This is a genomic window from Acinetobacter yuyunsongii (genome assembly GCF_041021915.1).
GTDB lineage: Bacteria > Pseudomonadota > Gammaproteobacteria > Pseudomonadales > Moraxellaceae > Acinetobacter.
Map to the genome: position 1 here is coordinate 2830158 of NZ_CP157435.1, position 20918 is coordinate 2851075.

Here is a 20918-nt window from a genome sequence, read left to right on the forward strand (position 1 = left end):
TTATAATTTCCCTTTCAGCAAGGTGAGTTGTTGTAATAATTCTGATTTTTGAAAAGCACCAGTTAAACGCAGCGAACGTACTTCTTGTTGTTTTTGATCTAAAAATAAATAGGTTGGCGGTCCTAAAATGTCCCATTGATTGAGTAATGCCTGATGCGACGCATCATAATGACTTAAATCAAGTTTAATCAAATAATAGCGAGATAATGCCTGTTGAACTTCTGCATCTTTTAATACACGATGCTCAATCGGCTGACAAGCCACACACCAATCTGCATACACATCAATCACAACGGCCTGATCTTTGGGTGCGTTGGCTAAAATCCGCTCAAAATCAGCAGCGGTTGTTGCGACATGCCACTCTGCTAATTTATCTGCCTGAACTGCGCTTAAATTTTGAATATGTTGATATTGGTTAAAAGCTAAAAACGGAACTGAGATCATCAACAACAATGCATATAACCACTGTAATTGCCCTTTCTTCACAAACAGACGATATATCGCGAAACCAATAAATGCCATGCCCAATACAAGACTAAGTATTTGAATCGCTAATTCAGGTAATAACGGACGGATAAAATAAATACTTAACGCCAACATCAAAAAGGCAAAAATAACCTTAATTTGATGCATCCATTCCCCTGCTTTCGGTAGTGCCTTTGCACCTAGAACACTGGCAAGCAGTAATGGAATACCCATACCAAATCCCAAGGTGAATAATAGTAGAGCACCTTGCCACTGATTTTGCGTTTGTGAAATAAAGAGTAATGTACCCGCTAAAGGTGCAGTCATACACGGACCGACTAACAATGCGGAGATCATGCCCATGATACTTGCACCAAGCAAAGTCCCACCTTGTTGCACTGACTGCATTTGGTCGAGGCGATTCACCCATTTCTGTGGCAGTTTCAATTCAAATAGACCAAACAGATTTAAAGCGAATACAACGAACAATAGACTAAATGCAACTAATGTCGCAGGTTGCTGTAACCATCGTTGGAAATTTAGCCCTGCCACAGAGGCAATTAAACCCAATACGGCATAGACCATTGCCATGCTAAATACAAAAGTAAGCGCAATCGTCCATGCTTTAACGCCTTTATGTTCACGAACAATCAATGAGGTCAAAATCGGCAACATTGGTAAAGAACACGGCGTAAATGCCAATAAAATTCCTAAGCCTAGAAATAATAACAAGCTATAAGCAAGAGAGTGCTGTGCCAATGTGCTTGACCACTGTTGGTCTTGCGCCATATTGGTTGAATTATTCAGCTTTACATCATTAGATTTTTCAGTTGTAAGTTCATCCCTCTCTGCGGTCTGAGCATTTAAGCTATTCGCAGAACGAGCAACATCTAAAAAACGTTTTTGTGAATTAGAACTGACATTTTCGACACTAACCAACCCATCAGCATCGGTTTGAAATTCAATATTTTGAGGTGGATAGCAAATACGGTCTTTGGCACAACCCTGCCATGTAACACGATAATGTTGAGATGCTTGAGTGCTAATCTCAAACTCTGCTTGCTGATAATAAACTTGGCTATGACCATAGTTTTCATCGTACTGTTCAATTGCTTTGGGTAATTTCAACGTAACAGGTTGATTGCCTTGTTGAACCTCAAATTTGTGTTGATAGAGATAATAATTAGGCTGAATGGTCCAGTGTAACCGCGCTTGATTGGTTTTGGTCGATTCAACTGAAAATGCAAATGCCTGTTCAGGAGTCAGTAACGGTGCTGATAGATTGTCTTGAGCGTAAACCAAAGACGTACATAACAACAATAAAGTAGCCAAAAAGTAGCGCATTAATTGGCTAATGTACCCACCCTGAACAGACATTTTCATGTTCATCTCACTGTAACTCTCCCGATAACTTAAGACCTCATTCTGCCTGCAGAAGGATTTCAAAAGTTAGCGTAGATTTTGACTAGAATAAAACAGATAAACCTAAACCACCGCTATAGCTTTTTTGATCGCCATTCAAATCCACACCTATACTTGCATCAAGTTGAGCTCGATCATTTAAGCTATAGACTAAACCGGTTCCTAAACCATATTCATAGTCTTGGCTTTCTGCTTTACGATAAACAAACTCTGAAAAACCAGATAATTTACCCGCAATTTTATAATCAATGGTTGGAATTGCAGTCACGGCCCAATCACTATTTTGTGCTTCATAACGCATGGTAATTGATGTACCCACCAAATCGCTGAACTTATACGCAACTGCTGAAGTGAGGCTATAAATATCATCTTGATTCGTGAATTCATCATTGCCAGTCGCAATAATCGCTTCTGCTAACAATACCATTGTTAAACGATCATCTTTTAAATTAATCGCCTTTTTCAAACCAATACTGACATCACCCAAACCGTTGGTTTCTTTTTTCATGCCTGCATATTTATGTTGCTGCCAAACTGGCCCTTGCCAACCCAATTGTAATTCCAAACCATCAGCTAAACCTGTACGCAATAACATATCTGCATTCAGGGTTAAGGTTTTGTCTTTTGCCCCAGCAACATTGTCCTGCTGATAGCTGACCGAGGGTAGTCCTTGCTCCCACGCCAAGTGACCTACAGGTGTAATACCCGTACCTATACCTGAGCCTGGACGGTCAAAAGAAAATTCTGCTGCAAATGTTGCAGTTGTCATGATTGATGCAGCAATCAAGCCTAATACTTGAAACTTTTTCATTGTTCTCCCCTTTATATCTTGTTGGCTAGACTTATGTCGTTAGCTCTTTTGACATTTTCGCGCCATGTTTGCGTAATAATTCGAGTGTTTCACGCTCTTCTACCAAAGATTCTGACCAGTCAATTTCATCAAAATCACAATCAAAAAACAGTTGGCTAATTGAAGACAAAATCGTTAGACCCTCTTCATCTCTTGTGTTTGGATCGACTTTTTCATCGAGTAAGCGTTGAACCACAGGTGCGCATGCTGAACTTGCAGCATCCCAAAGCGGACCATAAAACTCTTCCGCATCCCATAAATGAAGATTGGCTTTCGCTTGAATTAATGCGTCTAAAATGTCTTGATAAACTTGTAATTGTTGTTGTTTTTCATCTTCACTCAATGGCTTGCCAGCTTCATAAGCCTCACAAATTTTTTCCCACCACGCAAACAAACCATCACAAAGAACTGAAACAGGTGGTCCTTGTTCTGGATCAATAAAGTTCGGGTCGAGTCCTTCAGCAAGTAAAGATTGCACTTGGTCTAAATCGAGTTTTTGTATGGCTTGCACCAAGGCCTGCTGCTGATTGCTTAACATGACCAATTCTCACAATGTATTTAATGTTTCTATTATGCCGAATATCCCGACAGGTTTTTATAAAACAACCTAAAAATCATGTATAAATTTGATATACACAAAAAAAAAGCCCAAAACTGGACTTTTTTTTCGCGTTTATCTTTACGCTTCATCATCAACTTTTACATCGTCATCGACATCAACATATTCTGGTAAACCACCACGGTGATGGTCTTTTTTCTCATATAAATGTTCCAAACTACGTTTTAGTTTATCAATCGCACCATGAATAGATGCATCGATATTTGCAGCTTTATGAGTCACGGCTAGTGGCTTCATACCTGCTGGACGAGCCTCGATCATACAGCGTTTGTCATGATCTCCCGTTTTTTCCCCATTTTCATCACTAATATGAACAGAAAAATGTGTAATACGCTCGCTATAGCGTTGAAATTCTTGCGTAAGTTCTGCACGGACATAACTAATTAAACGTTCGCTACCTTGAATGTTTTTATCTGTACGGATTTCAATATTCATAAATATCTTCCTCTCTTTTCTGTGAGACGGTTCTACGAAACTTTTTTATTTAGCACGCTTTGAGCATGCATTCATTCAGTGCAGTTGTATATTTTGATTATGTAAATGCTTGTGGTCTCCTTGCTTCACATCTGTTGCTTTTCAGTAGTTAAGAAGATCTTCTATAACTCCAATATCTGACTTTCATAACAAATATGCAAGCTGATTTTTGACATTTTTATTAAAACTTGATCAAAAAGATTTTTAAATTCATTGGCTTTTTTCTTTTGGTCGGTTCTATACAATTCTTTTGAGCATCTGGTCAAATTTGGCTTTATTTTTGCTTAATTCCTTGTATGCTTGACACGCCATTTTTGGGGGGAATTTTTTAAATGCAATTGAAGCAACTTGCAGCGACTTGTTTATTGGTATCTACAGCAGCTTTCGTTCAGGCAAAGCCTATTTGGCAAGATTTTAGCCTCACTGGTTTATACGGTGAGAACTATGAAGTTGTCGATGAAAAACAAACGACTTTAACTGTCGAATACGCTGCAAAAGTACAATATGCCGACGTATTCTTCTTTATGGATCGTATGCGTGGTGGTGACGATCATAAAAGTACCTATTTCGAACTTTCTCCTCGTTTGAGCTTAGGCGAAATTTCTGGTCAAAAACTTGCTTTCGGCCTAGTCAAAGATGTGTTGATCTCAACAACATGGGAAAGCAATAACGATGACTTTTCTAGTTTTGACAACTTCTTGTACGGTGTAGGCTTTGATTTAGCAATTCCATATTTCCAATATGCGAATGTAAACTTCTACCGTGCTAATAATGAAAAAACCGCTGATGACTATCAAATGACGATTGCCTATGCATTGCCATTTAAAGTATCCACTGAAGATTTCTTGGTCGATGGTTTCCTTGACTGGTCAAGTGCTGCCCACGATGGTAAGGAGCATCATGAAAGTGAACTCAACTGGACCACACAATATAAGTGGAATGTTGGCAAACATATTTCACCTGAAACACGCTTATATTTAGGTGTAGAACATTCTGTTTGGAATAACAAGTTTGGTATGAAAAACCGCGATGAAAACAATGTCAGCGCCTTGGTTAAATACCACTTCTAAACAGTCAATCAATTGAAAAACAGCAAGCTTAGTCTTGCTGTTTTTTTTGCAATCACGCATATTCAGAATATGTGAACTTTCATTAATTCATCCATGCCATTCAAACTTAAGCTTGCAGCGCGTTCTTTGCATTCACCTTATCAAATTCGTTTTGCCACACTAAATGATTTGGAACAGATTCTTACGATTTATAATCATGAAATCCTGACAGGTACAGCCAACTGGAATCATCAAGCTGTTGCTTTAGAACAATATCAACAACGTTTTCAAGACATGCAACAGCAGCAATTCCCAATGATTGTGGTTGAAGACCAACACCATAATAAAGTTGCTGGCTATGCCTACTATGCTGCATTTCGTAGGATTAGCGGCTATCGTCAGAGTATCGAACATTCTGTTTTTGTTGATCCAAGCTACGCACGTCAAGGTCTAGGCAAAGCTTTGATGAAACAACTGATCCATCTCGCGATACAACAAAACATGCATATCATGGTGGCTGCGATTGATAGTGAAAATATGGGTTCAATTGTGCTACATGAACAGCTTGGTTTTGTACAAACAGGTTATATGCCACAAGTCGGACAAAAATTTGGACAATGGCGTGACTTGGTTTGGATGCAGCTACAACTTTCAACTACTCAATAAAAAAGCCTCTTACGAGGCTTTTATTAAATTGCCACCAACTCCCTTATACCCTTTTCAGGCATTTCCGCACCTTGTCCCTGTGCGATCACTTGTCCACGCGCCATCACCGTATAGTTATCTGCAAGCTCTTCAGCAAAATCATAAAACTGCTCAACTAAAACGATCGCCATTTCCCCTTGATCTGCTAATTTACGAATGACCCGACCAATATCTTTAATGATTGACGGCTGAATCCCCTCAGTTGGCTCATCCAAAATCAAGACACTCGGCTCAGAAGCCAACGCTCGAGCAATCGCAAGCTGCTGTTGCTGACCACCTGACAAATCTCCACCACGGCGATGCTTCATTTCATCCAAGACAGGAAAAATTTCGTAGAGATGACTCGGTACTTTTCGGGTTTTTGCGCCTGAAAATTTTGCCATGCCAATCAGGATGTTTTCCTCTACCGTCAAGGTTGAAAAAATATCTCGTCCTTGCGGTACATAGGCCAATCCTGCACGTACTCGTTGCTCAGGCGACATCTTGGCAATATCTTTGCCGTCTAACAAAATTTGTCCTGATTTAATCGGTAAAATCCCCATCAAGCATTTCAGCAACGTGGTTTTACCTACGCCATTACGCCCTAAAACAACACTGCACTCCCCCACAGGCGCAGATAAAGACACATCACGCAAAATATGACTACCACCATAAAACTGGTTAACTTCTTTCACTTCTAACATGGCAGTCTCCTAGCGTCCCAAATACTTTTCAATCACATCTTCATTGGCTTGTACCTCTGCCAATGTGCCCTCTGCCAAAATTGCGCCTTGCGCCAATACCGTAACTTTCTCGCTGATAGTGTCAATAAAGCTCATGTCATGCTCGACCACTACTAAGGTGTGATTCTTTTTAAGTTCTAAACACAATTCAGCGGTGCGTTCTGTTTCCGCATCGGTCATACCCGCCACAGGCTCATCCAATAAAATCAGCTTCGGACGTTGCATCAATAACATACCGATTTCTAACCACTGCTTTTGACCATGAGATAATAATCCTGCGGGCTTTTTTACAAATTCCTTTAAGCGAATTTGCTCCAAACTTTCCTCCAGTGCTAACTGTGCTTCTGGATCAAGTCGGCTAAACAAACTTTTTTTCACTCGCTTATCGTGTGGTGCAGCGAGCAATAAATTTTCCATCACAGTGAAATTTTCAAATACCGTTGGTTTTTGAAATTTGCGCCCAATCCCTGCTTCCGCAATTTCCTCGGTACTCATTTTGGCAAGATCATAGTTTTGACCAAAAAAAGCAGTGCCCGTGGTTGGACGCGTTTTCCCTGTAATCACATCCATTAGTGTGGTTTTCCCCGCACCATTTGGTCCAATGATGCAGCGTAATTCACCTTCAGCGATGTACAGTGATAAATCATTTAAAGCACGAAACGAATCAAACCAGACACTGACTTTTTCTAAATACAAGGCAATCCCGTGACTAAAATCTGCGCCCTCAGTTTTGGCACGTCCATAACCCTCGCCGAGTTGACCGCCATGTTGAGCTGAGTCTAGGAATAAATCACTCATTTAATTGCTCTCCTTTTTAAAACGGTCAAATAATCCAATCACACCTTTCGGTAAGAAAATCGTCACCACGATAAATAAAGCGCCTAAGATCAATAACCATGCTTCTGGTGCTGCTACTGTAAAATAAGTCTTCACAGCATTGATTAAACCTGCACCAAGAATCGGTCCAATCAAGGTGCCACGCCCCCCTGCTGCAACCCACACTGCCATTTCAATCGAATTGACTGGATTCATTTCACTTGGGTTAATGATACCGACCTGTGGCACATACAACGCCCCTGCGATACCTGCGATCACAGCCGACAATACCCATGCTGAAAGCTTGTACCACAACGTGCGATAACCCAAATATTGCAAACGGTTTTCGCTGTCACGAATCGCGCCAAGCACTCGGCCATAAGGACGATTCATCAGTTGACGTAAGCCGATAAAGCACAGCATCAAAACCAAAGCGGTGACAAAACATAAACTGGCACGCATTGGCGCAGAAGTGATATCAAAACCGAGTAAGGTTTTAAAACCCGTAAAGCCATTGTTACCACCAAAACCCGTCTCATTGCGGAAGAACAAGAGTGCCGCTGCAAAGGTCATGGCTTGGGTAATAATTGAGAAATACACACCCTTGATTTTTGAGCGGAAAGCAAAGAAACCAAAAATAAAAGCAACTAAGGCAGGCACAAATAAAACCAAGATCATCGCCCAAGCAAAGTGCTCAGTCCCCACCCAATACCAAGGGAGTTCTGTCCAACTGAGGAAGCGCATGAAATCAGGTAAGCCATCGCCTGCGGATTCACGCATCAAATACATGCCAAAGGCATAACCACCGAGGGCGAAATACAAACCGTGCCCCAAGCTTAAAATCCCTGCATAGCCCCACACTAAATCCAGTGCCAATGCGACCAAAGCCAAGCACATGATTTTGCCAATCAACGTGATCCAATACGCAGACAGATAAAATGCTGAATCAGGGGATAACAGATGTAACCAAGGTAAGCTCAATAACACGGCAAAACAAATGGCAATCGCAATTGCGCTATACGGTTTATCTGCAAATAAAGAAGTGATTTTCATTGGCTTACTCCACGAAACGACCTTTGATGGCAAACAAACCTTGTGGACGCTTTTGGATAAACAAAATCACAAGAACCAAGAGAATAATTTTTGCTAAAACCGCACCTAGACCAATCTCTAGAACTGTACCGCTAATCCCTAAACCTAAGGCTGCAAGTACCGCACCCCACACTTGCCCCACGCCGCCAACCACAACAACAAGGAAAGCATCAATAATGTAGTTTTGTCCGAGGTCAGGCCCGACATTCCCTACTTGTGCTAGCGCGCAACCTGCCAATCCAGCTAAGCCAGAACCTAAGCCAAATGCCATCATGTCGATACGTGCAGAACGAATGCCCACGGCACGCGCCATTTGACGGTTTTGTGTCACAGCACGAACAAATAATCCGAAACGGGTTTTGTTTAATAAGAAAACTAGAAGCAGTAAGACCGCCACAGTAAAACCAATAATCGCAATACGGTTATATGGCAACATCAGGCTCGGTGTTAGGGCAATACCGCCACTGAGCCATGCGACATTCGACACTTCAACGTTCTGTGCCCCAAAGATCATGCGAACCGATTGCATCAAGATTAAGCTCACCCCAAAAGTTGCCAATAATGTTTCCAATTGGCGACCATAAAGCGGGCGAATCACAGTACGTTCAATCAACATGCCGATCAACGCACTCACCAGAAATGCAGCAGGAATCGCAGCCAATAAATACCAATCGACTAAGCCTGCAAAGTGCGTTTTAAAAAAACTTTGAATGACGTAAGTGGTATAAGCACCGATCATGATGAGTTCACCATGTGCCATATTGATGACACCAAGCAAACCATATGTGATCGCAAGACCAAGCGCTGCTAAAAGTAAAATACTAGCGGTACTGAGACCCGAAAATACATGCCCTGACCATTCACTCATTTGAATACGTGTTTTAATTTTATTTTGTGCTTCAATTAAAGCTGCTTTCAATGCGGGATTATTTTGTGGTTGTTCTAAACTTTGATTGATTAAAGCCAATACATCTGGACGGTTCGAATCTGCCAAAACTTTTACCGCTTCGATCTTGGTAAACTCATCTGAGCTATTAAAATCTAAACGTGCTTTCAGTTGTGCTAAACGGGCTTTAACACCTTCACTTTTTTCATTGAGATAGAGTTGTTTGATCGTTGCGACATCAAGCTCATCCAAGTTATTTTCTAAAATATCAACAGCGGCTAAACGTTGTGATGCATCATCAGAATTCAATTTAACTTTGGCTTGTCCAAAGTTCAGCGCCTTACGCAAAGTATTGACCAAAGTCACTTGAGACAAGTCTGAAGGCCAAGTTTCGACGACTTGTAGTTGTGGGTAACTTAATAATTCTTCATCGTTTTTTAGAATATAAGTATTGCCTGAACTATCACTATATAACTCATTTTGATCAATATATGCCACCAACTGATCGAGTTGCTCAATACTGGCTGGCCATTGATTCAACATGGCACGGCGAGTAGCAAAGTCAGATTTAACAAAAGTTTGGATGGCATCCTGAGAAGTTGTAGACGTCACAATTGTTGGTGAAGTAACTTCTGCCCATGCAGGATTAAACATGATCTGAGCCATGATGCAGAGCATTGCCAAAACATAGTGTTTCGCCATAAGACTCCCCTTATATTTTCTATTTAAACCAATCAACAAGAAATAAAACTAAGAAAAACCTACTGCCGAAACAGCAGGTTGCATAGGAAAATTATTTAGGAATATATGGGCTCCAAGGCTCAGCTTTGATGGTTTGAGGCGTTTTATAAACAACATCAAATTGCCCATCACCACGAATTTGCCCAATCATCACAGGCTTATGTAAATGGTGATTGGTTTCATCCATTTTGAGGGTATAACCCGATGGTGCAGCAAAAGTTTGACCCGCCATCGCATCACGAACTTTATCAACGTCCGTTGTACCTGCTTTTTCAACCGCTTGTTTCCACATATTGATACCCACATAGGTCGCTTCCATCGGATCGTTGGTCACAACTTTGTCGGCATTTGGAAGCTTGTATTCCACTGCATACTGTTTGAATTTATTCACAAACTCGGTGTTTTTCGGATTTTTAACTGACATGAAATAGTTCCATGCCGCTAAATGACCCACCAATGGTTTGGTATCAATTCCACGTAATTCTTCTTCGCCAACTGAGAAAGCCATCACTGGAATATCAGAAGCTTTAATACCTTGGTTGCCTAACTCACGATAGAAAGGAACGTTGGAATCGCCATTGATGGTGGAGATCACCGCAGTCTTTTTACCTGCGGAGAATTTCTTGATATTGGCAACAATAGTTTGGTAGTTGCTATGACCAAATGGCGTGTACTCTTCCATGATGTCTGCATCGGCAACACCTTTAGACTTCAGGAAAGCACGCAGGATTTTATTGGTGGTGCGTGGGTAGACGTAATCTGTACCGAGTAAAACAAAACGTTGTGCTTTACCGCCCTCATCACCCATTAAATATTCCACCGCAGGAATGGCTTGCTGATTCGGTGCTGCACCTGTATAGAAAATATTTTTAGACTGTTCCTGACCTTCATATTGCACTGGATAGAACAATAAACCATTTAACTCTTCAACCACAGGAAGAACCGACTTACGTGATACTGATGTCCAGCAACCGAAAATAACGGCAACTTCGTCTTGAGTAATTAACTGACGTGCTTTTTCAGCAAATAGCGGCCAATCTGATGCTGGGTCAACAATGACAGGTTCGAGTTTTTTACCCATCACCCCGCCATTGGCATTGATTTCATTAATGGTCATCAATGCAGTATCTTTCAGAGAGGTCTCAGAAATTGCCATCGTGCCAGAGAGTGAATGTAAAATCCCCACCTTAATCGTATCGCCACTTGCTGCAGGTGCCGCTTTCGTTTCAGTTTTTGTTTGTTCTGTTTTTTCGGTTGGTTTTGAGCAACCGACCAGTCCTACCCCCATCATCGCTGCCATAAGAACGGACATTGACATTAATTTGTTTTGCATCTTTGTTCTCCACAGATTGATCTTTTGATTTTTACTGAGTGGAGTTATTCAATTTTTATGCCAACAATTTAAGCTATTGTTTTATTTTAATATTTATTAAATAAAATAAATAAGAATCCAATCTTGTATACAACATTGCATACAAAAAGAACGAGATGAACTAAAATGATGCAGATTAATTTATCCTAAATATGGCTAGACCCTAGATAAAGAAAAGCCAAGCATGCAAGCTTGGCTGACTCATCCATTTAACTAATCGTTTAAACCACAATATCCGCTAAATTACCTTTCTGTTCTAACCAATGCTTACGATCACTCGAACGTTTTTTTGCCAGCAATTTATCTAATAACCCTGCGGTAAAATGCGCATCATCCAAATCAAGTTGGACTAAACGGCGCGTATTTGGGTCCATTGTGGTTTCACGCAATTGACTCGCATTCATCTCACCCAATCCTTTAAATCGAGTGATTTGCGGATTTTTATTACCTTTCACTTTTTTCAAAATGCTTTCGAGTTCACTATCATCTAGCGCATAATAAACATCTTTACCAATATCAATACGATACAGTGGTGGCATTGCGACAAACAAATGACCATCTTCAACTAAAGTCGGGAAATGTTTCACAAACAATGCACAGAGTAATGTCGCGATATGTAGACCATCCGAATCTGCGTCGGCAAGGATACAGATTTTGCCATAACGTAATTCAGATAGGTCATCGCTGCCTGGATCAACCCCTATGGCAATCGCAATATCATGCACTTCCTGCGAGGCCAGCACTTCATCCGAAGACACTTCCCAAGTATTCAGGATTTTTCCACGAATCGGCATAATCGCTTGGAAATTTTTGTCACGCGCTTGTTTAGCACTTCCACCTGCCGAATCACCTTCGACAATAAATAATTCGCTGTCTTCGCGCGTTAAACCGACACAATCTGCCAGTTTTCCAGGTAACGCAGGACCAGAGACGATCTTTTTACGCTCCACTTTTTTCGCTGCTTTTAAGCGACGTCCAGCTTTAGCAATTGCCATTTCAGCTAACTGCGTTGCAATCTCAGCATGTTGATTTAACCATAAAGCAAAGGCATCTTTGGCGATATTCAGCACAATATTGGAGGCTTCACGACTGGATAAACGCTCTTTGGTCTGCCCCGAAAATTGAGGTTCTTGGAATTTCAGCGATAGAATGAAATTGACCCCATCCCAAACATCTTCTGCCGAAAGTTTCATATTACGTGGTAATAAATTGCGTAATTCACAGAACTCTCGTAACGCCTCCGTGACCCCTGCACGCAATCCATTGACATGGGTTCCACCTTGCGCGGTTGGAATCAGGTTGACGTAGCTTTCCTGAATCTGCTCACCCCCCTCGACATTCCAACAGATCGCAAATTCACAAGCTGCTCGCTCTGCTTGTCCACTACTGACAAAGGCAGGATCAGGTAGAATCTCTCGATCCTCGAGTTCATCCATTAAATAGTCGACTAGACCATTTTCAAACTGCCATTCAATTTTTTCGTTATTAATTTTATCGTCATAAATAATTTTTAAACCTGCCGCTAAAACGGCTTTAGCTTTCAAATTATGCTTCAATGCTTTTAGTGCAAATTTTGGACTATCAAAGTATTTTGCTTCTGGCCAAAAGCGAACGGTTGTTCCTGTCGCACGTTTCGCAACTTTACCTTCTAACACCGATAATGGTGCAACAGGTTCACCTTGTTCAAACGCCATTTGATACAAGTTACCTTGGCGTTGTACCGCAACCTCAACGCGTGTTGATAAAGCATTCACGACAGAAATACCGACACCATGTAAACCACCAGAAAATTGGTAATTATCGGTACTGAATTTTCCGCCTGCATGTAATTTGGTCAAAATAATTTCGATACCACTTTGTCCATATTCAGGATGAATATCGACTGGCATACCTCGTCCATTATCTTCGACTGACAATGAACCATCTTCATATACGGTGACACAAATTTGATTGGCATGTCCTGCAAGTGCTTCATCCACCGCATTGTCAATCACCTCTTGCGCCAAATGGTTTGGACGTGAGGTATCGGTATACATACCGGGACGACGACGAACAGGATCTAAACCTGAAAGAACTTCAAGGGATTGTGCCGTGTATTGTGTCACTGGGTCTGACTTCCTTATTAGAGGGCTGTCGATAAAAATCGGAGTACGAAAGGTAATTTTTCTTCAAAATCATCCATTGCATGATTACCATCAGCGTCGGTTAAAATCAATGCGGATGGCTGTGCTGCATTATAATAACGTTGTGCTTGACGATAATCCAAGACTTCGTCACCTCGTTGCAACAGTACAAGAATTTTATCAGCATGCTTTAACTTCGTGTCAGCAATTGATTGTAATTGCTGCAATTGGTCGGCATCGAGTGTCCATGAATCAGTGACTTTGAGTGGGATTTGTTCAATCCCGAATAAATCTTCGAATAACTGCCATGGTCGCATAGCAGGATTAATCAGTACAGCAGGGCATCCATATTTTGCGACAAGATATGTCGCATAGAATCCCCCTAAGCTACTTCCAACCAATCTCACTTGATCGAGTGGTAAACTTTCAATCAGCTTAGAAATATCTCTTAAAACGTGTTCAGGCGGTTTATTCAAATCAGGTAAATGCACATCAGCATGCTCAACATTTGTGCAATATTGTTCTAATTGTTGCCCCTTTTTTGACATGGGGCTGCTTTGAAAGCCATGTAAATAAATAATTTGCATACGCACCATAATAGACAACAGCTTGACTTATTATCAAATAAATCACATTATTTAGGTTAATAGATAAATAAATAACAATATAAATTACATTTAAGCTTGATATTGTCTGACACAAAAAACGATAGTGTACTCCGTTCATCAGTATTCTAAAAAAATTACTTATGAAACGCATAAGATGTAAGCGTTTGTTGTAGTTTATCTAAAGAATATTAAGTCAATTACTTCAAACCTTCGGTATATATCAAGGATGGGGAAATCAATATGCCAAGTTTAACGCCTCTGCATGAAACCTACTGCAAATGGGACAGTACACCCCCGAGTCAGGCAGATGTTTTGGAAGGTTTGGCGCAAGTTGTGAGCACGAGCTTAAGTGGTGTTCACGAATTGGTGCAATTAGTGCAAACAGAAGTGTTACGGACAACACTTGGTTTAAGCGCACAAAAAGCTAAAAATTTACAGAAACTTCCACAGTTACAAAAATTTTATCAATTTTCTTATGACACATTACAGAAGTACGGTAGCAGTTTTCTTGCACCAAGTTTACGTCATATTATTGAAAAATTCCCTGTGCTGCATGATAAACCCCTGACACCAACACTGCATTTCGTGGTGGGTGCATTAAACGGGATTTTTGGAGACTTTTTCTTAAAACAACACAACCCAATGGCTTTACCTATGGTGCTTTATGATCATTATGGATCATTACAACAAGGTGAATTAACTGGTCGTATTGTCATTCTTACACATGGTCTGTGTATGAATCATCTCAGCTGGTCAAATAGCCGTTATGGTGGAATTGGTGAACGTCTGCTTGCGCAACGGGACAACAACACCATGTTATATCTGAACTACAATACAGGGCGTCGTATTTCTGCAAATGGTCGAAGCTTTGCCAATGTACTTGAAGATTTAGTACAACGAAATCCAAGAATCACCAGCATTGATTTAATCGGACATAGTATGGGTGGCTTGGTTTCTCGTAGTGCCCTATTTTATGGCAAACAGAATCTCTATCAATGGGTGCATATGGTTGAGAATTTAGTTTGTATTGGTTCGCCACATCATGGTGCGGCGCTAGAACGCTTTGGTTTTATTTTGCAAGATAAATTGGGCGCGTTCCCTTTTATTAGCTTAATTGGTCAACTGATCAACATTCGTAGTAATGGTATTTTAGATTTGCGTCATGGCAGTGTTCGAGATGACGATTGGGAACATAATAATGCACGTATTGGCTTTGCTGATGATAATCGTAAACCTGCACCATTACCCTCTCATATCAATACCTTCTTAATCGCAGGTACTTTAGAATTTGAGAAATTGCGTAATAAAGCACTCTCTGTCATTGGCGATTATTTGGTCAGTGTGGAAAGTGCGCTAGGTGAACATCAAAATCCACGCTTCCAACTCAAATTACCAGAAACCCATAAAGCCGTATTCTATGGTTTAAACCATTTTGAAATTCAGTACCATTCGAGTGTTGCTGAACAGATTACACGTTGGTTATATCCCGATGTTGACGAAGTCGTTGAGGAAGGTATCCAAACACATTTAATCAATGTTCCGAATAATTATACTTTTGATGATTTAGATGGCATCGTAGAAACCTGATGTCAGTCTTCTTGATCTAAAAAAAGCCAACGTATCGTTGGCTTTTTTTATTATTTAGCAACACTATAATGTCTAAACAACTGCCACAAACATACCAATAAGATCAAACTAAAATACAGCAACGACCACACGGGTAGAGATTGTCCTAAGAAAGTCCAATCTATTGCTGCACATTCGCCTGAACCTGAAAGCACTTCCTGAAATACCGCTTTCATTGGCAATGCATCAACTAAATAGTCCAAGCCTGGACCACAACTTGGTACCTTATCAGGTGGTAAATGCTGTAGCCAAACATGACGAGATGCCACGCCCACTGACCAACCGATGGATAAGGTTGCTAATAGTGCATAAAAACGTTTAAAACCATTTGAAATCGGATTATGAATAAATGCGACTAACGCAATCAATCCCATTCCAATTAAGCCAATACGTTGGAAAATACACAGTGGGCAAGGCTCTAAACCTTGCACATGTTCTAAATACAACGCAAACGAGATACCAATAATACTCGTTAGTACCAATAATGCACTAACTAAGCGGTAAGTCCATCGCATGGGAAGTCCTCTAAAATTTTAACGGTATTGCGCAAGATATTGTTCAAAGCTGATGTCGTTATCTTGTTCAAGTTGCGCTTGTTTTTGCAACGATGTTTGCGCTAATTCTGCAAAATATTGTTCTCTTTCTGCACTCAGCTGATGTTGCTCATAACGATTGACATGTTGTTGAGCCATGACACTCCCGAAGCTCCATGTCCCTCCATTATCCAAAGTATCTTTAATCACATGCGCGGAAAGGGTATTTTCAACATGATCTAAACGCTGCTGCATCACTTGGATTGCCTCAGAATATAACTGTGAACCATCCATTTGATCTAACAAAGTAGCGCAGTCTTGAATCGCATTTAAATGACGTTGTGCCCAATCATGCAGTGAAACTATTGTTTCACCTTCTATAATTTTAGCATCTACTGCACGTCCACGATTGACCACTTCAGTTTGATTATGATCAATCTGTTCCTGTTCATCAGCAAATAAATCAGGACTGTCATTTAATAAACAATACAATGCTAAACTTTCAAGAAAACCCGCTGAAATTTCATCAATTCCAATCGCACTATAAGGGTTTACATCTACGGCACGTAATTCTACATAGCCAACACCACGATTCTTCAATGCTTGTGATGGGGTTTCACCTGCTTGTGGTACTTGTTTCGGACGAACTAGACTGTAGTATTCATTTTCGATTTGGAGCACGTGATCATTGATTTGAATCGGCTCACCCTGTTCGTCATTTAAACCTAAATCGGTAAATTCAGGATAAGGGGTATGTACCGCTTTTTGTAATCCATCAAGATAATCGTGTAGATCGTTGTAATGAATACCTAATTCTTTTTGAGCTGAATTTTGATAGCCCAAACGCCCCATGCGTAAGGCAGTTGCCTCAGGTAAATAGAGAGTGCCCTTGACCAGTGGCTGTAGATGATGTTCACGGCCTGTTAGGAAACAGCGGCAGACCGACGGGCTTGCACCCAACAGATACATCACTAAAGGGGTAAGTCGGATAAAGTTCCGAATCAGGCCAAAATAACGATGGCTACGATAATCCTGCAAACTGAGTTGTTTTAATTCTGGCTTGGTTTCATGTTGTCGCAATACTGCAAACAATTGATCCGGGAAAGATAAGTTGTAATGCACGCCCGAAATCGTTTGCATACGGCGACCATAACGTACACCTAAACCATGACGGTATAAGGTTTTAAAGCGGCCAATATTAGAAATGCCGTACTGTGCTAATCGGATATTTTCTTCATTATCATCCAACATACACGGCATGGACAGTGGCCATAATCTTTCGCCTTCTTCTAGCTGCTGATGTACCACGCTATGAATATCTCTTAATTCATCTAATGCAGCCACGATGGTTGTTTTCGGTGTAGTAATAAACTCCATCAATGCTTCTGAATAATCTGTCGTGATATGCGGATGTGTTAGTGCAGAACCTAAAGCTTCTGGATGATTTTTTTGTGATAAAAATCCATTGCTTTGCATACGTAAACTTTCGCGTTCAATGCCGCGTAGCATCCCCTTGAATAGCGAAGCATCTACCCAAGTCGGTATCACAGAGGAAGAATGTATGCTGGGTTGATTCATAATTTATATGCTCGCTTATTTAAGATCAGCCAACCACATGAATGGTCGCGACTTGGTTATTCTGCCAATTATAACGACAATTGTGATCTAGTCACCTGATTGCATTGGTTTAGTTTGGCAATTTTTAACACAATCTTGTTATATAAGACATGCTGAAATTGTGATTTTATTAAAAAATAAATCTTCCCATGAGCACTGAACTATGCAAGCGCAGGACATTATTAACTTCTGGTTTGACCCTGAGCATCGCTCGCTTTGGTTTGCCAAAAGTGATGAATTTGATGCAAAAATTCGCGACCAATTTCAAATAATTCACCATCAAGCGACCCAAGCAGAGCTTTGGTCTTGGCGACACACACCAGAAGGTCGTTTAGCCGAAATCATTGTGTTGGATCAATTTTCTCGCAACTTATATCGTGATCAAGCGCAAGCTTTTGCCTATGACAGCATGGCATTGATGCTTGCTCAAGAAGCAATTAGTTTACAACTCGATGCTCAACTGAATCCCGAACAACGCTCATTTTTATATATGCCATTTATGCATAGTGAATCTAAATTAATGCACGAGTTTGCTTTAAAACTGTTCCAACGTTTAGGGAACGAAATTAATTTGAGCTTTGAAAAAAAGCATAAAGTGATTATTGACCGTTTTGGCCGTTATCCACATCGTAATGCCATCTTAGGTCGAAGCTCGACACCTGAAGAACAGACCTTTTTAACAGAACCGAATAGCAGCTTTTAAGTCTCTCGTCTCCTGAGACATTGAACATAGGAATTGCAAAATGAAATCTTTATTCATATGTGCCCCTCTCCTTGTTGCATTAACACTGGCAGGATGTACAACTGTTCCATCAAAACCTAAAACTTTCGATCAACTCGGGCAGTTCACAGCCTATCCACTAAACAATAAAACGTTCCGTGTCGGTTTTCAGGCAGATAATAATTTGAGTTATGGTACGGCAGAAGAAATTACTTTACTCAAAGCTGCACAAACTACAGTCAAAAACGGTTTTCGTTATTTTACCGTTGTTGATGATCCAAGTAATGCACGTCATAAGACGCAACGCCAAGCCGTGATTTATCCGACACCCTCTTATTACCCATATGGTTATTATCGCCGCCATCCTGCCTTTTGGCCTGATCCATTCTATGATATGCCTCAAGTGGTCAATCTTGATCCAATCCAAGTGTCGTATACTATCGAGTGTTTTCAGACTCAGCAGCAATCACCTGATGCTTTTGATGCGCAACTCATTTTGCAATCATTAGGGCAAAAATACGGATTGAGTCCAACAGGAGACGTGTTGCAGCCCCCTGCGCCACCTCAAAACAAAAAGTAAATTGATAAGGATGACTCAATGAATTCAGTCGAAGAAATTCACGTACCGAGCCTGCAAAGAAGTAAGTACTTCGCCACTATGGCATTGATCATTGCGGTTGTAGCATGGATTGGCTTAATGGTCGCGGCGCATTTTTTACCTGAATATAAATGGGTCATTCATATTTTTATGTTAGGTGCGGAAGCAGGTGTAGTTGGTGGGCTGGCTGATTGGTACGCTGTCACTGTACTTTTCCGCAATCCTTTTGGAAAAATGCCTTTACCCAAACTATTGCGTGACCATACCGAAATCATTCCACGGAATAAAGCGCGTATTGCAGAATCAATGGGCCGCTTTGTACAAGAAAACTTTTTATCTCCTCAAATCGTTGAACGCAGTTTAAAAAATGCTGACCTCAGTTTGGCCGTCGGTCAATGGCTAGCCAACCCTCAAAATAACCAACAAGTCGTACAGATGATTCAACATACTGTACCGAAAATTTTTGAATTTGTGAGCCAAGATCAAATTGCCCACTTTGTGCAAAACAATAGTGTGCAATGGGTACGCAGTACCAAAATCAATAAACTCGCCAGTGAAATGTTACGTGCTGTTTTGGAAAATGATTTCCATCAAGACGTATTACAACGCGGTCTTGATTTAGCGCATGAGTGGATGGTCTCTCATCCTGAAAAGGCAAGAGATCTATCACGTAAACTGTTCCAAGAATTAGGTGTTTGGAAACTAGCCAAAGGCGCAAGCTGGATTGGGATTGATGTGCAACAACGGACAATTGACTCACTGATTGAAAAAGTTGAATCCATGCTGGCTAACCCTGAACATCCGTGGCGGCAGGACATTGAGACCACCACGCATAATCTGATGTTACAGCTTGCGGACAGCAACAGTGAAGCCAGCAAGCGCTTAAATCAGAGCAAGGATGATGTGCTGGACAGTCCACAGGTGCTGAACTTTATTAGTGGTGCTGTGGCAATTTTATGTGATGCGATTAAAACCGATTTAATGCAGGAAAATTCTGGTATTGCAACGAATTTACAGGCTGCGATACAACAGCTTGGTGAAAGCTTGATTCAGAATGAAAAAGTCCGTCAGGTTCTGAATGAAAAAATGGTCGGCTTAGCGACGAATTTCAGTGAACAATACAGCGACAAGATCATCCGTTATATCAGCGAACGTATCCACGAGTGGGATTCACGCGAAATGATTGCCAAAATCGAAAGTGAGGTCGGTGGTGACTTACACATGATCCGTGTCAATGGCGTGATTGTCGGGGCGTTTATTGGTTTGGCGCTGGGTATCATTCGTGCCATTGTTGAAAATGTTTTGTAAATAGCAACAGAACGATGGGGGAATTTGCTCCTCATCGTTATGCAGATTGCGCCAGTTGCTGTTTACTTTCTTGATAATAACGAATCAAAGTATCTGTATCTTGTTTTAAAAATGCAGTTAGATAGGCTTTCACTTGTACCAATGAAAGTTGTTTAAAATGAACTTTTTCTTTCGCCTGTCGTGTAACTAATCCAAATATTTGTTTTTTAGGGACAACCACTGGAATGTCTGTCTTGACGATAAAGTTAAGTTCCTGAGATGATCCGTAGGTATTCAATACGATTTCTATGGTCTGTTCTGTCTTTTCATCGGTAATGGTAAACGTTGGGCTAGCACCATCAAGCTGCAGCCAACGGCTTAATTGTTTTTTCCAGCCCATTTTATCAAAACGAGTTAATACCCCAATGGTATTCAGTGCCTCAAGCTGCTCTACATCTTTTAAATCCATATGATGTGGGTAGCGTATTTTTAGATCGAAACTGTCCATTACTCTATGTCCCATTTCACGATAATTGGTATTTAATTTGAACCCCTCGATGGAAATTATAGCGCTTTACAGCAGCAACTAAAA

Annotated in this window: 20 protein-coding genes; 6 read left to right on the plus strand and 14 right to left on the minus strand. The window is 40.8% G+C overall.

What is annotated here, in order from left to right; translation table 11 throughout:
- The 4 genes from dsbD to ABLB98_RS13575 form a co-directional block, all read right to left on the minus strand.
- Entirely contained in the window at positions 1–1848 is a 1848-nt protein-coding gene (gene dsbD, locus ABLB98_RS13560) for a protein-disulfide reductase DsbD (protein WP_348882602.1), read from the minus strand.
- Positions 1849–1930: 82 nt separating this feature from the next.
- Positions 1931–2698 (minus strand): transporter, encoded by a 768-nt coding sequence (locus ABLB98_RS13565; RefSeq protein ID WP_348882603.1) that lies wholly within the window; start codon positions 2696–2698, stop codon positions 1931–1933.
- 31 nt (positions 2699–2729) lie between these two features.
- Positions 2730–3275 carry an ankyrin repeat domain-containing protein gene (locus ABLB98_RS13570; RefSeq protein ID WP_348882604.1) on the minus strand — a complete coding sequence of 182 codons (546 nt, stop codon included), beginning with the start codon at positions 3273–3275 and terminating at the stop codon, positions 2730–2732.
- 141 nt (positions 3276–3416) lie between these two features.
- A complete protein-coding gene (locus tag ABLB98_RS13575; RefSeq protein WP_283324991.1) occupies positions 3417–3791 on the minus strand; it encodes an HPF/RaiA family ribosome-associated protein in 375 nt (124 codons plus the stop codon).
- A gap of 371 nt (positions 3792–4162) precedes the next feature.
- On the opposite strand from ABLB98_RS13575, the gene ABLB98_RS13580 reads away from it, so the two are divergent.
- The gene (locus ABLB98_RS13580; protein WP_348882605.1) at positions 4163–4900 is read left to right on the plus strand and encodes an outer membrane protein OmpK; all 738 of its coding nucleotides are present in this window, start codon (positions 4163–4165) and stop codon (positions 4898–4900) included.
- Positions 4901–4993: 93 nt separating this feature from the next.
- A complete protein-coding gene (locus ABLB98_RS13585; protein ID WP_348882606.1) occupies positions 4994–5545 on the plus strand; it encodes an N-acetyltransferase family protein in 552 nt (183 codons plus the stop codon).
- Positions 5546–5568: 23 nt separating this feature from the next.
- On the opposite strand, the gene urtE is transcribed toward ABLB98_RS13585, so the two are convergent.
- From urtE to ABLB98_RS13620, 7 genes are all read right to left on the minus strand, one after another.
- Positions 5569–6267 carry an urea ABC transporter ATP-binding subunit UrtE gene (gene urtE / locus ABLB98_RS13590; protein WP_249570418.1) on the minus strand — a complete coding sequence of 233 codons (699 nt, stop codon included), beginning with the start codon at positions 6265–6267 and terminating at the stop codon, positions 5569–5571.
- Positions 6268–6276: 9 nt separating this feature from the next.
- Positions 6277–7104 (minus strand): urea ABC transporter ATP-binding protein UrtD, encoded by an 828-nt coding sequence (urtD, locus tag ABLB98_RS13595; protein ID WP_004965001.1) that lies wholly within the window; start codon positions 7102–7104, stop codon positions 6277–6279.
- Positions 7105–8175: an urea ABC transporter permease subunit UrtC gene (gene urtC, locus ABLB98_RS13600; protein ID WP_126132081.1), complete on the minus strand. Its 1071-nt coding sequence runs from the start codon at positions 8173–8175 to the stop codon at positions 7105–7107.
- A 4-nt stretch (positions 8176–8179) separates the two neighbouring features.
- Complete coding sequence (gene urtB / locus ABLB98_RS13605; RefSeq protein ID WP_348882607.1) at positions 8180–9802, minus strand: urea ABC transporter permease subunit UrtB; 1623 nt, start codon at positions 9800–9802, stop codon at positions 8180–8182.
- 91 nt (positions 9803–9893) lie between these two features.
- Complete coding sequence (gene urtA / locus ABLB98_RS13610) at positions 9894–11174, minus strand: urea ABC transporter substrate-binding protein (RefSeq protein WP_348882608.1); 1281 nt, start codon at positions 11172–11174, stop codon at positions 9894–9896.
- Positions 11175–11434: 260 nt separating this feature from the next.
- Positions 11435–13318 carry a DNA topoisomerase IV subunit B gene (gene parE, locus ABLB98_RS13615; RefSeq protein ID WP_005156967.1) on the minus strand — a complete coding sequence of 628 codons (1884 nt, stop codon included), beginning with the start codon at positions 13316–13318 and terminating at the stop codon, positions 11435–11437.
- A gap of 17 nt (positions 13319–13335) precedes the next feature.
- Positions 13336–13923 (minus strand): YqiA/YcfP family alpha/beta fold hydrolase, encoded by a 588-nt coding sequence (locus tag ABLB98_RS13620; protein WP_348882635.1) that lies wholly within the window; start codon positions 13921–13923, stop codon positions 13336–13338.
- 261 nt (positions 13924–14184) lie between these two features.
- Here ABLB98_RS13620 and ABLB98_RS13625 point away from each other — a divergent pair, with 261 nt between their 5' ends.
- Positions 14185–15531, plus strand: a complete 1347-nt coding sequence (locus ABLB98_RS13625; RefSeq protein WP_005156973.1) for a hypothetical protein — start codon at positions 14185–14187, stop codon at positions 15529–15531.
- 50 nt (positions 15532–15581) lie between these two features.
- Here the strand turns inward: ABLB98_RS13625 and ABLB98_RS13630 are convergent, their stop codons facing one another.
- Together ABLB98_RS13630 and gshA are read right to left on the minus strand one after the other, a co-directional pair.
- Positions 15582–16085 carry a disulfide bond formation protein B gene (locus tag ABLB98_RS13630; protein ID WP_005156976.1) on the minus strand — a complete coding sequence of 168 codons (504 nt, stop codon included), beginning with the start codon at positions 16083–16085 and terminating at the stop codon, positions 15582–15584.
- 18 nt (positions 16086–16103) lie between these two features.
- The gene (gene gshA / locus ABLB98_RS13635; protein WP_348882609.1) at positions 16104–17681 is read right to left on the minus strand and encodes a glutamate--cysteine ligase; all 1578 of its coding nucleotides are present in this window, start codon (positions 17679–17681) and stop codon (positions 16104–16106) included.
- Between the two features lie 202 nt (positions 17682–17883).
- Between gshA and ABLB98_RS13640 the strand changes: the two genes are divergently transcribed.
- The 3 genes from ABLB98_RS13640 to ABLB98_RS13650 are packed head-to-tail and all read left to right on the plus strand — an operon-like array spanning position 17884 to position 20347.
- Positions 17884–18423 carry a DUF924 family protein gene (locus ABLB98_RS13640; RefSeq protein WP_348882610.1) on the plus strand — a complete coding sequence of 180 codons (540 nt, stop codon included), beginning with the start codon at positions 17884–17886 and terminating at the stop codon, positions 18421–18423.
- Between the two features lie 40 nt (positions 18424–18463).
- Positions 18464–19021, plus strand: a complete 558-nt coding sequence (locus ABLB98_RS13645; RefSeq protein ID WP_348882611.1) for a hypothetical protein — start codon at positions 18464–18466, stop codon at positions 19019–19021.
- An 18-nt stretch (positions 19022–19039) separates the two neighbouring features.
- The gene (locus tag ABLB98_RS13650; RefSeq protein ID WP_087543548.1) at positions 19040–20347 is read left to right on the plus strand and encodes a DUF445 domain-containing protein; all 1308 of its coding nucleotides are present in this window, start codon (positions 19040–19042) and stop codon (positions 20345–20347) included.
- A gap of 37 nt (positions 20348–20384) precedes the next feature.
- Here ABLB98_RS13650 and ABLB98_RS13655 read toward each other — a convergent pair whose 3' ends face one another.
- Positions 20385–20834 (minus strand): hypothetical protein, encoded by a 450-nt coding sequence (locus ABLB98_RS13655; RefSeq protein WP_348882612.1) that lies wholly within the window; start codon positions 20832–20834, stop codon positions 20385–20387.
- Positions 20835–20918: the final 84 nt, after the last annotated feature.